Origin of the sequence: Paenibacillus koleovorans NBRC 103111 (genome assembly GCF_004000845.1) — a bacterium.
In the GTDB taxonomy this organism is placed as follows: Bacteria; Bacillota; Bacilli; order Paenibacillales; family NBRC-103111; genus Paenibacillus_AA; species Paenibacillus_AA koleovorans.
The window spans coordinates 104,737-119,823 of sequence record NZ_BIMA01000005.1; the positions used below are offsets into that span (position 1 = coordinate 104,737).

Genomic DNA, 15,087 nt, shown 5'->3' on the forward strand with positions numbered 1-15,087 from the left:
ATGAGAAGGAAGCTGCTAGCTATCTGCTTGTTTGTCACTGTACTGTCCGGCAGCTTCTTCTTCCTTCGCGCGGATGCGGATGTGCCGCCGGTGTACGATGCGGAGCAGATCTACGAGCGCTCGGAGAGCGCCGTCTTCTACATCCGCGTCTTGTACGTGGACGACAAGGTGCAGTCGACGGGAACCGGAGTCCTGCTATCCCCGGAAGGGATAGCGGTCACCGCGTTCCACGTGCTGAAGGAAGAAGGGCGTATTATGGCGACGCTTTACGACGGTCGCGTGGTTGGACCGCTAGAGGTAGTCGCGACTGATGAAGAGCAGGATCTGGCTGTACTGAAGCTGCCGGACCCTGCACCGGAAGAGTCGCCATACCCGATGCTGGAGATTCGCCGCAATCCGGTCAAACATGGGGAGAAGACGTTCGCGATCGGCTTCCCGTTCAAGAACACTTCGATCATTACGGAAGGAATTGTCAGCACACCGAAGGTCGATATCAATGGCCGCGACCGAATTCTGACCACCGCCCAGATCGCGAGCGGCATGTCCGGCGGACCGCTGATCGACAAGCAAGGCCAACTGATCGGCGTCATCTCCGGCTCGCTCCGCACGATGAACAACATTCATTTGATTGTGAGCACCGAAGCATTGCTCCGACTCTGGACTCCGGAACCAAAGTAAGCATTCGTACAATCGATCAGCTCAGTTGACAACCGCTCCCGCCGCTACCTATAATAGTAGGGAATAAAACGTAGACGAAATCAAGTAAGCCGCAGCCCTTGCACAAGAGAGAAAGCTCCGTGCCCGTCCAGGCATCGTGGTGAGAGAGCTTTTCGCGAGAAGAACGGCTGAACGCTAATTTCCGAGTGCGAGGAGAGAAACCCGCCGGCCCAGGAACCGTTACAAGCCTGACTAAGGCGATTGCAGGCACGTGATGCAATAACCAGGGTGGTACCGCGAGTATAGAACTCGTCCCTGTTTCAGGGGCGGGTTTTTCTATTTTTCCGGATTTTCTCATTTCCTTTTCAATTTTATGCATAAAATGGAGGCTGGGTAGCGATGAAAGCAAGTGAAATTCGCAGCAAATGGTTGGAGTTTTTCGCCGGCAAAGGACATCATATTGAACCGAGCGCTTCGCTCGTCCCGCATAACGACCCGTCCCTGCTCTGGATCAACGCCGGGATGGCGCCGCTCAAGGCTTATTTCGACGGTCGCGTGAAGCCGGAAAACCCTCGCATCGCCAACTCGCAGAAGTGCATCCGGACGAACGACATCGAGAACGTGGGCAAGACGCGCCGACATCATACGTTTTTCGAAATGCTCGGCAACTTCTCGATCGGCGACTATTTTAAGGAAGAAACGATCACATGGGCTTGGGAATTCCTGACAGACAAGAAGTGGATTGGCTTCGATCCGGAGCGACTCTCCGTTACGGTATATCCTGAGGATGAAGAGGCATTTGCGTTCTGGAACAAAAAAATCGGCATCCCCGAAAACCGCATCTACAAGCTGCAGGACAACTTCTGGGACATCGGTGAAGGCCCTTGCGGCCCTTGTACGGAAATTTTCTACGACCGCGGCGACAAATACGGCGATTTGAACGATCCCGAATGTTGGCCGGGCGGCGAAAACGAGCGTTTCCTCGAAGTATGGAACCTCGTGTTCTCGCAGTTCAATCATAACAAGGACGGCAGCTACACGCCGCTTCCGAACAAGAACATCGATACCGGCGCCGGTCTCGAACGGTTCGCTTCTATTCTCCAGGACGTCGACTCGAACTTCGACACCGACCTGTTCCAGCCGATGATCCAGGAAACGTGCAAGCTTGCCGGCATTCAGTACAAAACGAAGCTGGAATTCGACATCGCTCTGAAAGTGATCGCCGACCACATTCGAACGGTTGCCTTCACCGTCGGCGACGGCGTGCTGCCTTCCAACGAAGGCCGCGGCTACGTCACCCGCCGTCTGCTCCGTCGCGCGGTTCGCTACGGCAAAGTAATCGGTATGGATAAACCGTTCCTGTATAAGCTCGTGCCGGTCGTTGGCGTTGTGATGGGCGGCTATTATTCGGAAGTCGTCGAGAAGCGCGAGTTCATCGAGAAGGTGATCCGTACGGAGGAGGAGCGGTTCCACGAGACGCTGTCCGACGGGTTGGCCATTCTCGCCGGTATGCTCGAGGAAGCGCGTCAAGCGGGCAGTACTTCCATCAATGGCGCACAGTCGTTCAAGCTGTACGACACGTACGGGTTCCCTCTCGATCTGACGGAAGACTTCGCGATGGAGAACGGCATGACCGTCGACCGCGAAGGGTTCGAGGCGGAGATGGAGGAGCAGCGCAACCGTGCCCGCTCGGCCCGTCAGGACACCGGCAGCATGAAGGTCCAAGGCGGAGCGCTAGCCGATTTCACGGTTAAAAGCGGGTTTGTTGGTTATACTGACTTGGTAACAACTGCTAAAATTACGGCGATTATCGCGAATGACAGCCTTGTCGACCTGATCGGCGAAGGAAACGCATGCCAGGTGCTGCTGGACCGCACTCCTTTCTATGCCGAGAGCGGCGGGCAGGTGAGCGACCTGGGCATCATCCGCGGCAACGGCTTCGAAGCGCAAGTCGATGAAGTGTTCAAGGCGCCTCACGGGCAGCATGTGCATGTCGTGCGCATTATGAGCGGCACGGCTCGCAGCGGCGAGACCGTGACGGCGGAAGTGTCGCAAGCGGCACGCGAAGCGACGGTCAAGAACCACACCGCCACGCATCTGCTGCACAAGGCGCTGAAGCAAGTGCTTGGCGAGCACGTCAACCAGGCGGGCTCGCTCGTCGAGCCGGACCGGCTGCGGTTCGACTTCTCGCACTTCGGCAGCATCAGCGCCGAGGAGCTCGCCGACATCGAACGCCGCGTCAACGAGCAGATTTGGGCGCAGACCGGCGTTGTCATCGAGCAGAAGGCGATTGCCGAAGCGAAGGCGATGGGCGCCATGGCGCTGTTCGGCGAGAAATACGGCGACATCGTGCGCGTCGTCCAAGTCGGCGACTACAGCATCGAGCTGTGCGGCGGCTGTCACGTACGCAACACGGCTGAGATCGGGCTGTTCAAGATCGTCAGCGAGAGCGGCATCGGCTCCGGCGTCCGCCGGATCGAAGCGGTCACCGGCCGCGGCGCCTACCTGTACATGGAGCAGCAGCTCCAGCTGCTGAAGGAAGCGGCCGGCCAGCTGAAAACCGGCATCGCCGACGTACCGAAGCGCGTCGAGGGCTTGCTGCAGCAGCTGCGCGAGCTCGGCCGCGAGAACGAGTCGCTGCGCGGCAAGATGAGCGCGGTCGAGGCAGGCTCGCTGACCGACCAAGCGAAAACTGTAGGCGGCGTCACCCTGCTTGCCGCACAAGTGAATGCCGGCGACATGGACTCGCTGCGCTCGATCGTCGACCAGACGAAGGCAAAGCTCGGCTCCGCCGTCATCGTGCTCGGCGCCGTCAGCGAAGGCAAGGTGAACCTGGTTGCGGCGGTCACGCCGGATCTCGTTGCCATCGGCCACCACGCCGGCAAGCTTGTGAAGGAAGCGGCCGCGATCTGCGGCGGCGGCGGCGGCGGCCGCCCCGACATGGCGCAAGCCGGCGGCAAGGACCCTTCGAAGCTGCAAGACGCGCTCGAAGCCGTTGAACGAATGCTCGCAGGCAACGCCTAAGACTTCGATTCGATTTTTCAGACCTTAGCGCTCGCCGCCAGGCAGGCACACCAGGACGACGGTGGCGCCTGCCTGAGGGAGTTTATAGCCTGGCAATTGTGAATTTTTCAATACCTGACAGGAATTTTACACGAGGTAGAGAATAATACAGTTATATGATCTAGGAACGGGGGTGGCTAGGCGATGAACCATATGGATAAAACGATGAAATTTGATGTGAAAGCAGATGACGTAGAGACATCGCCCAAGGAAGTCATCTTGACAGTCTATGACGCCCTGCAGGAGAAAGGATACAACCCGATCAACCAAATCGTCGGCTATTTGCTGTCGGGCGATCCGGCCTTCATCCCGCGCCACAACATTGCCCGCAGCTTAATTCGCAAGCGGGAGCGCGATGAACTGATCGAGGAGCTGGTCCGCAGCTACTTGCAGCATCACAAGTAGAGGGACATCGGATACAATGACCGTTAGAATCATGGGATTGGATTACGGAGACAAGACGATCGGGGTTGCGGTAAGCGACGCGTTCGGCTGGACTGCCCAAGGCGTGGAGACGATACGCCGCAAGCGGTTGGAAGACGATCTGGGTCGCTTGCAAGTGATCGCCCGAGCCTACGAGGTAGCCGAGATCGTCGTAGGGCTGCCGAAAAATATGAACGGCACCATAGGTCCCCGCGGCGAAATTTGCAAGGAATTCGCCGCGACCTTGCAACAAATACTAAATGTGCCAGTGCACCTCTGGGATGAAAGGCTGACAACGGTTTCGGCGCAGCGAACGCTGATCGAAGCCGACGTAAGCCGGAAGAAACGCAAGCTGGTCATCGATAAGATGGCGGCTGTGTTGATTTTGCAAGGATTTTTGGACTACAAATCGAAGAAGTGAGGTGTACCATGGCTAACGACGATCAAAACTTCGAAGAACCGGAAATCATCTTCATTCCGGATGACGACGGCAACGAAGAAGAATTCGAAGTGATTATGAAATTCGAGGTTGACGGCTCGGACAAGAAATACATGATGGTCGTTCCTGTGGACGGCGACGAAGATACCGACGAAGTATATGCATTCCGCTATGAGGAAGACGGCGAGGACCTGCAGCTCTTCACGATCGAAGACGAGGAAGAGTGGAACATGGTCGAAGAAACGTTCAACACGCTGGTGGCCGAGCTCGAGGAAGAGGACAAAGGCTGATGGCTGCAGGCGTTTGGCCGAATGTGAAGGAAGTGCGGGTGCTGCGCGAGCAGTACGGAGCCGAGATCGTCCTCTTCGATGAGCAGGGCGAATCCGAGGTGCACCGGATTCTCGCCGAATTCTCGCTCGACTCTCAGCTATATGCGGCGCTTCAATCTCCGACACTGCGCAAGGAGCACGAGTTCGCCTTATTCAGAGTGCAGGCAACGCCCGGGGAGGAGCCGCAGCTGGAGACGATCGAGGATGACGACGAATGGGAGATCGTCTCCGAAATCGTGGATGACATGATGTATCCGGCGGGCGAGTAGAACAAACCGATCCTGAGGCTGAGAGGACTTGGACGAACGAGCGGTGCGAACCGCTCTTTTTGTTGTTTGAGAGAAGAGAAAGCTATCAGGGGGGCATATGGAACAGGAAGAGCAACAACAACCTTCGCGTACGCGATGGAAAACGGTGTTGTGGGTCGTCGTTATTCTGATCCTGCTGGGAATCGGAACTGTTGCTGGTGTGGGGCTTTATGCCGCATCCTCACTGGAGCCGGTGGCCGCGACAGACGAGCAGGTGGAGCTGACGATCGAGCCGGGAACCGGGTCGGCCGGAATCGCCGATCAATTGGAGACCAAGGGCCTTATTCGCGATGCATTCATTTTTAAAGTATACTTGAAGTACAAGGGCGAAGGCTCCCGCTTCCAGGCAGGTACTTACGCTATCGCCACCGGAACGACGCTCGATGATATCATCGCCATGCTGAACGCCGGAGATACGGTGAAAGCCGAGATGGTGCGGTTTACGATTCCGGAAGGGTTTACGGTGCTCCAGATCGCGGACAAGCTGGCGTCGCAAGGCGCGGTCAACCGGGACGTATTTCTGCAGACGGCGGAGGATAAGGCGATGTTCGTAGCCACGCATCCATGGATTGCACAAATCCCGGACTCCGCTTCGATGAAGCATCGGATGGAAGGCTATTTGTTCCCGGAGACTTACGAGATGAAGAAGGGCAGCACGGAGAAGGACATTGTCGAGCGGATGCTGCAGGAGCTGGACCGCAAGCTGGCCGGACTGCCCGTCGATTGGAAGGACAAGCTGCAGGCAAGCGGACTGACCTTCCATCAAATGATGACCATCGCATCGCTAGTGGAGAGGGAAGTGGCGGTGGACGCGGAGCGCACGCTCGTGGCTGGCGTTATTCATAACCGGATGAAACAGAGCATGAAGCTTCAGATCGACGCGACGGTCCAATATGCTCTGGATGCGCCGAAGGACAGATTGTTCGAAAAAGATTTGCTGATCGAGCATCCTTACAACACGTATTACGTGCAAGGGCTGCCACCGGGTCCGATTGCGAGCCCGAGCCTGAAATCGATTCAAGCGGCCCTCTATCCGGCCGAGACCAAATATTTGTACTATGTGACCAAGAAGGACGGGACGCAGGCGCATTACTTTGCCGAGACGTACCAGCAGCATTTGAACAATATCGATTTGAGCAACAAAAAGAGGTGATCGGGTTTGACTTTAACGGAATCAGGCTACAAACCGGAGCTGCTCGTGACGGCTGGCTCCATGGACGAGCTCATTCGGCTGATCGAGGCAGGCGCTGACGCCATCCAGATCGGAGATCCGCGGTTCGGCATGAGGCTGAGCGGCCATTTCCCAGTCGAAGAGCTGGGGCAAGCGGTAAAGGCGGCGCATGAACGCGGAGCCCGCGTGTACGTCGTCTGCAACAACATCATGGACAATGCGATCCTCCCACAGCTGCCGGACTATCTGAAGCAGGTGCAGGAAGCAGGCGCTGACGCGATTGTGTTCGGTGATCCGGCAGTCCTCATCGCGATGAAGCAAGCCGGCGTGTCGTTGCCGCTTCATTGGAACGCCGAGATGACTTCGACCAACTATGTGACCGCCAATTATTGGGGCACGAAGGGCGCCGTGCGCGTCGTGCTCGCGCGAGAGCTGAACATGGACCAAGTGCTCGAGTTCAAGAACAACGCGAAGCTCGAGGTGCAAGTGCAGGTCCACGGCATGACGAACATTTATCATTCGAAACGGGCGCTTGTGAGCAATTACTTCGTCCACCAAGGCCAAGACCCGACCGATGCGAATTTGAGCCAGGACCGCAAGCTGTTCCTCATCGAGGAGGAGCGGCAGGACGAACGGTTCCCGGTCTACGAGGACCGCAATGGGACGCATATTATGAGCTCGGACGACGTCTGCATGGTGGAGAATATGCAAGAGCTGCTGGAGGCGGGCATCGACAGCTTCAAGATCGAAGGGCTGCTGAAGCCGATCGAGTACACGGAGACAGTCGTTCGATGCTACCGGGCGACGATTGACGCATACATGGCCGACCCTGAGGGGTTCGAGTTCGACGAAGAGCAATGGCTCGAGCCGATTCGCGCTTTGCAGCATCCCGAGCGGGAGCTGTCGTTCGGCTTTTTCTATAAGGAGCAAGTGTACTAAAGGGAAGGAATGGAGGTGAACGAACGATGAGTATGGTGATGAAAAATAATGCGGCGGACGATGCCGTTTCGGCCGGCAAGCGGAAGCTGCCGCCCAAGCCGGAGCTGCTCGCTCCCGGCGGCAGCCTGGAGAAGCTGAAATTCGCCGTCCGCTACGGCGCGGATGCCGTCTACATCGGCGGACAAAAGTACGGCTTGCGCTCGAGCGCCGATAACTTCACGTTCGAAGAGATGCGCGAAGGGGTCGAGTTCGCCAAGCAATACGGGGCTAAGGTGTTCGTGGCCGCTAATATTTACGCGCATAACGAAGATATCGCGGGCATCGAGGATTACCTGCGCAACCTGCAGGACGCGGGCATCGCTGCGATCATCGTAGCCGACCCGGCCATTATCGAGACTTGCAAGAAGGCGGCGCCCAAGCTGGAAATCCATCTGAGCACGCAGCAGTCGACGATGAACTGGCAGGCGGTGCAGTTCTGGAAGGACGAAGGCGTACATCGCGTCGTATTGGCGCGGGAAGCGAACATGGAAGAGATTCACGAGATCAAGCGTAATGTGGACATCGAGATCGAGACGTTCATCCACGGTGCGATGTGCAGCTCCTACTCGGGACGCTGCGTGCTGTCCAATCATTTCACCGACCGAGATTCGAATCGCGGCGGCTGCTGCCAGTCTTGCCGGTGGAAGTATGATCTGTTCGAGGACGGCGGCATGAATGTCGGGACACTCGTCTCCGAGGAAGCGGCGATGGCGGACGAAACGCTGAGACGGTTCAAGGAAGGCGCGCAGGAAGTGGCGCTGTTCCCGAACGAGGATCCGTTCATGATGAGCGCGAAGGACTTGTGCATGATCGAGTACGTGCCGCAGATGATCGAATCCGGTGTCGAGAGCTTCAAGATCGAAGGCCGCATGAAGAGCATTCACTACGTCGCTACGGTCGTGAACGCCTACCGTCAAGCGATCGATGCTTATTATGCCGATCCGGACAACTACGAGCTGAACCCGCTTTGGCTCGAGGAGATTTATAAGGCGGCGAATCGGCCGTTAAACACCGGCTTTTTCTTCGACGATCCCGGACATGAGGATCATATTTTCGGACCGGAGGACAAGCGGGTCGATTACGATTTCGCCGGGCTAGTACTTGCATACGACGAAGAGACAGGCATCGTGACCGTGCAGCAACGCAACCATTTCAAGCCGGGTACGGAAGTCGAGTTTTTCGGTCCGGGCGGCACGTTCTTCCGTCAGACGGTAGGCGAGCTGAGGGACGAGGAAGGCAACCTGCTCGACGCCGCGCGCCATCCGCTGCAGCCGGTGCGGTTCAAGGCGGACCAGCCGGTCAAGGAATTCGATATGATGCGCAAGCGCGTCGGGAAGAAGCAACCTACTTAACCATCAGAGAAAGACCGTCATGGGAACGAGGTTGGAGCCTGTGGCGGTTTTTTTGCATTATGTCGGTTCGGCTCGGCTCGGATAGGTTCTGATCATTGCGGATGGGGAAGAGGGGGAGGGTTTTACCATGACACCGGAAAAAATTCGCCAGGCGGCGCTTGCCATGCCGGAGGCGGAGGAGCAGGATCATTGGGGCAAAAGCTCGTTTCGTGTAAGGGGTAAAATATTTGCCGTGTTCCAGGAGGATGGCGTATCGCTTCTCTTGAAGGCGTCGCCCGAGACCCGCACCGCCTTTACGACGATGGATCCCGATGTGTACACCGTGCCTTCGAAGTATACGACCTTGAACTACATGATCGCGCGGATGGACAAGGCAGATGACGAGGAGCTGCGACAGCTGCTGATCCAGGCATGGCGGGAAGTGTCGCCCAAACGGCTGGTGAAGGTATATGACGAGGCGATAGGCGGCAAACTGGGCAGCTTGGAGAGGAGATGACGGGGATGAGCAAGCGTAAGAAACAACCTTCGCATCAGGCGGGGGCAGGACGGCGAGAGCCTCAGAAGCGCCTAGAGCGCCAAGAGGAGAAGGCGGCTACGCTGAAGGATTTGCTGAATCCGGCAGTCGTGGAGAAGCTGAAGGCGCAAGCGGATCAGATGAAAGCCGACGAAGAGGCGCAAAAGCAAGAAGCGAGGCGACTCGTAGAGGAAGCCCGGAAAGCCGAGCAGAAGCGGCTCGAGAACGATTTTGCGCATTTGTTGAACACAAGCGGCACGGATTGGCGTAAATATAAATAAAGCCGCTCGGATGAAGAAGCGGAAAATGGATCAACTGGAGGCGAAAGCGGCATGACGGCTAGTACGGTGGAAGAAGTGCAGGCGCTGAAGGAAATCGGCCGAATCGTGGCGACGACCGTTCAGGAGATGAAGCAAAGCGCGAGGGTCGGCATGACGACGCTGGAGCTCGACGAAATCGGCGGCCAAGTGTTGAGCCGTTATGGAGCCGTATCCGCACCGAAGGTCACGTATCAGTTCCCGGGCTACACCTGCATCAGTCTGAATCATGATGTGGCGCACGGCATCCCGGGCTCTCGCAAAATCAAAGCCGGCGATCTTATCAACATCGACGTGAGCGCGCAATTGAACGGCTTTTATGCCGATACGGGCCATTCGTTCCAGATGCCGCCTTACGATCCGGCGCTCACGCGCTTATGCCGCTACACGCATGACACGATGATGAAGGTGATCCACTCATTGACGCACGGTGTACGGGTGAGCGAGATTGGCCGGCTGATTGAGCAAGAAGCGGCTAATGGCGGGTATAAGGTGATCCGCAACCTATGCAGCCACGGCATCGGAAGAGCGCTCCACGAGCCGCCGACCGAAATTCTGCCGGTGTTCAGCAAACATGAGAAGCGGCTGCTGCGGGAAGGGCTGGTGCTCACGATAGAGCCGTTCCTGTCCACGGGGGCGGAGCATGTGGCGACGCAGAAGGACGGCTGGACGCTGTCCGTGCCGGATCGGAGCTATGTGGCGCAGCACGAGCATACGATTATGATTACGCGGGGGAAGCCGGTTATTTTTACGATGGTTTAAAGGTTGATGAGTTGACACGGATAAGCGAAAATGGTATAACCTTATTCAAACGTTAGATTCAAACGCGAAGATGGGAATGAGTAGCGCTCAAGATCAGTGCTTCAGAGAGCCGGCGGTTGGTGCAAGCCGGTGCACGAATGAACGCGAATTACGTCCCGGAGCATCTTGTTCCGAAGCCCGGCATCCGTCATTTGACTGGAGCGCTATGGAAGGACAGGACGGTGTCGGCCGTTATCCGAATGAGTGGAGCGCGCTTTTGGGTCGTGCTCAACTAGGGTGGTACCACGATGACTCGTCCCTGCTTATAGCAGGACGGGTCTTTTTTGTTGAAAATTAAAAGGAGAGATGACCATGACAACCGAATCCGTATCCACTGAATCGTTGGACGTATTGCTGCAGGACCTCGAATACCGCGGACTGGTTCACCAAATGACGAACCGCGAGGGGCTTAGCGAGAAATTGAAAAAAGAGCGCGTTGTGCTATACAGCGGCTTTGACCCAACGGCAGATAGTTTGCACATCGGCCACTTGCTGCCCGTTCTGTGCCTGCGCCGTTTCCAGCTCGCCGGTCATAGCGCGATCGCGCTTGTCGGCGGCGGCACCGGCCTCATCGGCGACCCGAGCGGCCGCTCGACCGAACGCTCGCTGAACACCGACGATACGGTCGCGCAATGGACCGATAGCTTGAAGCGGCAGCTGTCTCGTTTCCTGCAGTTCGAAGGCGTAGACAATCCCGCCAAGCTCGTTAGCAACTATGACTGGCTGAAGCCGCTCGACGCGATTACGTTCCTGCGCGATGTAGGCAAAAACTTCACCGTCAACTACATGCTGGCGAAAGATTCCGTCGATTCGCGCCTCGCGAACGGCATCTCGTTCACCGAGTTCAGCTACATGATTTTGCAAGCCTACGACTTCCAGAAGCTGCATGCTGAGCACGGCTGCTCGCTGCAGGTCGGCGGCAGCGACCAATGGGGCAACATTACCGCCGGTCTCGATCTCATCGGCAAGACGGGCGGCGGCGACGCCTTCGGCATGACGGTGCCGCTTGTGACGAAGAGCGACGGCAAGAAGTTCGGCAAGTCCGAATCCGGCGCGGTCTGGCTCGATCGGAGCAAGACGTCGGCTTACCAGTTCTACCAGTTCTGGATTAACACCGACGACAATGACGTCGTCCGGTTCTTGAAATACTTCACGTTCCTGAGCAGGGAACGGATCGAGGAGCTTGCCGCCGAGGCGGCCGAGCGTCCGGAGCAGCGGGGCGCTCAGCGCGAGCTGGCGCGAGAGGTGACTCGCCTCGTGCATGGCGAGGAGGCGGTCGAGAGCGCGGAGAAGATCACGCAGGCGCTGTTCTCCGGCGACGTCACGCAGCTGAGCGAGGCTGAGCTGGTCGAGGCGCTGCAGGATATGCCGACGACGGTGCTCGCTGCCGCAGAAACGCCGGGGCTGATCGATCTGCTGATCGCTGCGCAAGCCGCGCCTTCCCGCCGTCAGGCGAAGCAGGACATTGAGAGCGGCGCCGTGTACGTGAACGGGCAGAAGACGACGGCCGCCGATACGGCGATCGGCGAGGAGCACCGCCTGCACGGTCGTTATGTGGTGCTGCGCCGCGGCAAAAAGAACTACTTCCTCGTGAAGTTCGAATAGGACAGAGAGGAGGATGCGACGATGGCGCTGCTGATGAATGAGAAAATCAAAGCTAAGGAAGTCCAACTGACGGGACTTCAAGGCGAGGACTTAGGCGTCGTCCCGACTTCGGAGGCGCTGGCGCTGGCCAAGAAGCTCAAGGTCGACCTCGTCTGCACCTCCCTCCTGTCGAGCCCGCCGCCATGCAAGCTGATCGGCGCCGGCGCGGCGAAGGACGAGGCGCAGCAGGCGCGCAAGCGGGAGCAGCCGGCCAAGCTCAAGGAGATTCGGCTCACGCCGCACATCGAGGAGCATGACTACGACACGAAGCGGCAGCAGGCCGAGCGCCTGCTGAAGGGCGGCGACGCGGTACTGTTCGTCGTGCGCATCCAGGGCAAGGAAGGGCCGCTGGCAAAGTCGCTGCTGGAGCGGCTGCTCCGCGACCTGGACGGCTGCGGCCGGCGCAAGACCGGCATCCAGCTGAGCGGCAAACAAGCCGCCGTGCAGCTGGATCCGCTCTAGTGCGGTGGCCGACAAAGCTGACTTCATAACGGCTATCGCTAAAAAAACCGTCAGGGTGATCCTCGATCACCCTGACGGTTTTTCCTATTAATGATCGAATCTTACTTCATCCAGCAAAATCGTGGTGGCGGACGGATAAGCGTTGGACACGCGCTCGATGTAGAACTTCGTGATCTGGTTGCCAAGCGCCGTACGAATGCCGCTTAAGCTCAGTGCGAACGATTCGTAGCCGACTGCCGTATCCGGCGTGAACGTCACGGAAGGTGCGCCGTTCCAGCTCCAGTCGTTGAAGACGAGCCGGTACTGGCTTGACGTGCCGGTGCCCGCATCGAAGCTGAAATAAATTTTGTCGGAGGACACGACGGAGGAGATGTCAATCGGGCTGGCGCTGAAGCTGACATCCTTCGACCGCGCCCAGCCGGTCAAGTTAGTGTACTTGAGCGCGTTCGAGCCGCCGACGCCTTCGCCGAGGGCGACTTGCGCGTTCGAGCTGCCGCTGCCGTTCGCGAACGTGACGCTGGTCGCTTCGTCATAGAGGTAGATCGGGAATCCGCCGCCTCCGCCGGACAGCGTCGTGGCGTTGGCGGTATTGCTGTTGCCGGATTCGTTCGTCGCCGCGTCGTAAGCGCGGACCGTGTAGCTATAGGCGGTGGAGGCCGTAAGCCCGGTATCGCTGTAGCTCGTGCCGGCTGTCGTGCCGATTGGAGAGCCGCCCCGGTAGATCCGATAACCGGTTACGCCGACATTATCGGTGGAGGCGCCCCATGCCAGATTGATCTGGCTGGACGACACGGCATTGGCCGTCAGTCCGGTCGGAGCCGTCGGGCTTTGCGTATCGCCGCCCCCGCTTCCGGCATATTCGAACGCTCCGATATCGATAGGAGGATTGCTCGGCCGCGCTTCGGACCCCTGATGAGACACATACTGCATGCTCACCGGCCGGCCGGAGGCATTCGAGTGAAGCGAGGTGCCGGCATTGATCGCATTGGAAGCGGAGGTTAGATGGAAATCCCCGGAGGACAGATTGACGAAGCCGGGAGAAGTTCCGGTTACTTGCGTGCCGTCATTGTTTACCGTTCCGCCGCCGGACAGAGAGTTGGTGAACGCGCTGAGCCAATTGTGAGTCAGGTTAACAGTACCTACATCGTCAAGAATACTGAGCGTGCTTCCCGAATTTGTTTTGTATACGATATTGTTCCGAATGTCGGCCGATTCGTCTGCCGTCTCCAGTCGGACCAGCGCCGTGCTCGTGGACCGCTGAGTGATGATCGTGTTGTTGTACAAATACAGGGTGCCTTTGCGGTACAAGCTGGTGACGCCGTTGTCCCCGCCATAATGAATGATTTGACGGTTGCGGGAGTCATCCGGCTCGATGATCACGTTCCCGTACACGAAGGATTTGTTGTAATCGGGATGGCCGCTTATGGCGGTCGTATCGTCGCCTTCGACAAGATCAATAGCGCGGTTGCCGCCCGTAATATGGTTGTAGCGAATAATCGTACCGGCCGACCTGTCCTTCAGGGCATTGCCCGTGCAGCCGGAGCACAGATCGCCGATTCGGTTGTACTGGAATATCATTCCGATGCCAGCCGTGTAAATATTGTGCTCATATACCCGATTCGGATTGCCGTTCCCATAAATGTAATTGCCTTCGACCAGCAAGTTCTTCGTCTGACCTTCATCCGAGCTGGCGCTGAACAGTCCGTTTGCGCTGCCGGTAATCGTATTGTTCCGAATGGTAATATTTTCGCCGTATTCGATAAAGATCGCTGCGGCATTTTGCGCATAGGTTTTGGTGGCTCCGGTATTATCCGTGTATTGGTACAAATTTTTTCCGTTTTTCACTTCCAGGTTTTCGATCACGATGTACTTGGGCAATACTCCGTTCGCCGGGTCGGAGGTGCTGCCGGAGAACCGCGCACCGCCGATCTTGATGACGGCGCGATTGTCGCTCCAGAAATTGAGCTGTGAACGCGTCGTGGCGCCGTCGCCGTCGATGATCGGAAGCTCCCCGTTCGGACCGGGAACCCCCTGGATCGTAATGGGATTGGATGAGGTGCCGGCACGGGAAATAACGAACTTTTCCTTATAAGGAGTCGATCGGTAATAAATTTTCACCGTATCGCCCGGCTGAAGCGACTCGAAGGGGACGCTGCCGATGCTGGTATACGTTTTGCCGGGACCGACTTCATAGACGGTTGCGGCAAGCGCCGGAGGAGCGACGGTCAGGACGACCGAGCAAACCAATCCAATCGCCAGTAGCAGTGCGAACATCCTCTTATTGAAGAGCCTAAATTTGATCATCCCATTTTCCTCCATTCCGTGATTGGGCCAATGGCCTGCGGTGCTAAATGCAATCCCTCTTTACCGTCTCTGACAATTCGTTACCGCAGCCTCCTTTCTCTATAGATGGAATAGTCCAGCCTTTATCGGTTGCCTCTCTAACTTAGCGAAATTTATCCATGTCGGGTATCAACCGATTTTTTCATTTTCGGCACTTTTTCATGTTTCGTGCTGTGGAAGACCCCCTATTTTGTTGGAAAATGGGTAAAATGTTTAACCCACCCCTCGCGCGCGCTAAGAAAAACCGTCCTACGGACGGCCCTCTGGCGAAGATGTTCAGTTGGAG

Annotated in this window: 15 protein-coding genes and 1 other annotated feature; of the genes, 14 read left to right on the plus strand and 1 reads right to left on the minus strand. The window is 57.3% G+C overall.

Features of this window, described 5'->3' with window-relative positions:
- The 14 genes from PKO02S_RS03010 to infC all read left to right on the plus strand — a co-directional run bounded on the left by PKO02S_RS03010 (position 1) and on the right by infC (position 12,458).
- Entirely contained in the window at positions 1–678 is a 678-nt protein-coding gene (locus PKO02S_RS03010) for a S1 family peptidase (protein ID WP_127579607.1), read from the plus strand.
- 378 nt (positions 679–1,056) lie between these two features.
- The gene (alaS, locus tag PKO02S_RS03015) at positions 1,057–3,681 is read left to right on the plus strand and encodes an alanine--tRNA ligase (protein WP_127579608.1); all 2,625 of its coding nucleotides are present in this window, start codon (positions 1,057–1,059) and stop codon (positions 3,679–3,681) included.
- Positions 3,682–3,864: 183 nt separating this feature from the next.
- A complete protein-coding gene (locus PKO02S_RS03020; protein ID WP_127579609.1) occupies positions 3,865–4,125 on the plus strand; it encodes an IreB family regulatory phosphoprotein in 261 nt (86 codons plus the stop codon).
- A 16-nt stretch (positions 4,126–4,141) separates the two neighbouring features.
- Entirely contained in the window at positions 4,142–4,564 is a 423-nt protein-coding gene (gene ruvX / locus PKO02S_RS03025) for a Holliday junction resolvase RuvX (RefSeq protein ID WP_127579610.1), read from the plus strand.
- A gap of 8 nt (positions 4,565–4,572) precedes the next feature.
- Complete coding sequence (locus PKO02S_RS03030) at positions 4,573–4,872, plus strand: DUF1292 domain-containing protein (protein WP_127579611.1); 300 nt, start codon at positions 4,573–4,575, stop codon at positions 4,870–4,872.
- The gene (locus PKO02S_RS03035) at positions 4,872–5,180 is read left to right on the plus strand and encodes a DUF1292 domain-containing protein (protein ID WP_127579612.1); all 309 of its coding nucleotides are present in this window, start codon (positions 4,872–4,874) and stop codon (positions 5,178–5,180) included. Before PKO02S_RS03030 ends, PKO02S_RS03035 begins: the two co-directional genes overlap by 1 nt.
- Before the next feature lie 97 nt (positions 5,181–5,277).
- Entirely contained in the window at positions 5,278–6,372 is a 1,095-nt protein-coding gene (gene mltG / locus PKO02S_RS03040; RefSeq protein ID WP_127579613.1) for an endolytic transglycosylase MltG, read from the plus strand.
- 60 nt (positions 6,373–6,432) lie between these two features.
- Positions 6,433–7,329: a peptidase U32 family protein gene (locus PKO02S_RS03045; RefSeq protein ID WP_127579623.1), complete on the plus strand. Its 897-nt coding sequence runs from the start codon at positions 6,433–6,435 to the stop codon at positions 7,327–7,329.
- Positions 7,330–7,361: 32 nt separating this feature from the next.
- Complete coding sequence (locus PKO02S_RS03050) at positions 7,362–8,720, plus strand: peptidase U32 family protein (protein WP_373865183.1); 1,359 nt, start codon at positions 7,362–7,364, stop codon at positions 8,718–8,720.
- A gap of 127 nt (positions 8,721–8,847) precedes the next feature.
- Positions 8,848–9,216: an MmcQ/YjbR family DNA-binding protein gene (locus PKO02S_RS03055; protein WP_127579614.1), complete on the plus strand. Its 369-nt coding sequence runs from the start codon at positions 8,848–8,850 to the stop codon at positions 9,214–9,216.
- 5 nt (positions 9,217–9,221) lie between these two features.
- Positions 9,222–9,515 carry a YqkE family protein gene (locus PKO02S_RS03060; protein WP_127579615.1) on the plus strand — a complete coding sequence of 98 codons (294 nt, stop codon included), beginning with the start codon at positions 9,222–9,224 and terminating at the stop codon, positions 9,513–9,515.
- A 51-nt stretch (positions 9,516–9,566) separates the two neighbouring features.
- A complete protein-coding gene (map, locus tag PKO02S_RS03065) occupies positions 9,567–10,313 on the plus strand; it encodes a type I methionyl aminopeptidase (RefSeq protein WP_127579616.1) in 747 nt (248 codons plus the stop codon).
- Positions 10,314–10,371: 58 nt separating this feature from the next.
- Positions 10,372–10,616 (plus strand) — a binding site (T-box leader).
- 48 nt (positions 10,617–10,664) lie between these two features.
- Positions 10,665–11,957 (plus strand): tyrosine--tRNA ligase, encoded by a 1,293-nt coding sequence (tyrS, locus tag PKO02S_RS03070; RefSeq protein ID WP_127579617.1) that lies wholly within the window; start codon positions 10,665–10,667, stop codon positions 11,955–11,957.
- A 21-nt stretch (positions 11,958–11,978) separates the two neighbouring features.
- On the plus strand, positions 11,979–12,458 hold the full coding sequence (gene infC, locus PKO02S_RS03075; RefSeq protein ID WP_164821269.1) for a translation initiation factor IF-3: 480 nt from the start codon (positions 11,979–11,981) through the stop codon (positions 12,456–12,458).
- Between the two features lie 87 nt (positions 12,459–12,545).
- On the opposite strand, the gene PKO02S_RS32770 is transcribed toward infC, so the two are convergent.
- Positions 12,546–14,762: a fibronectin type III domain-containing protein gene (locus PKO02S_RS32770; protein ID WP_174819871.1), complete on the minus strand. Its 2,217-nt coding sequence runs from the start codon at positions 14,760–14,762 to the stop codon at positions 12,546–12,548.
- Between the last annotated feature and the right edge of the window lie 325 nt (positions 14,763–15,087).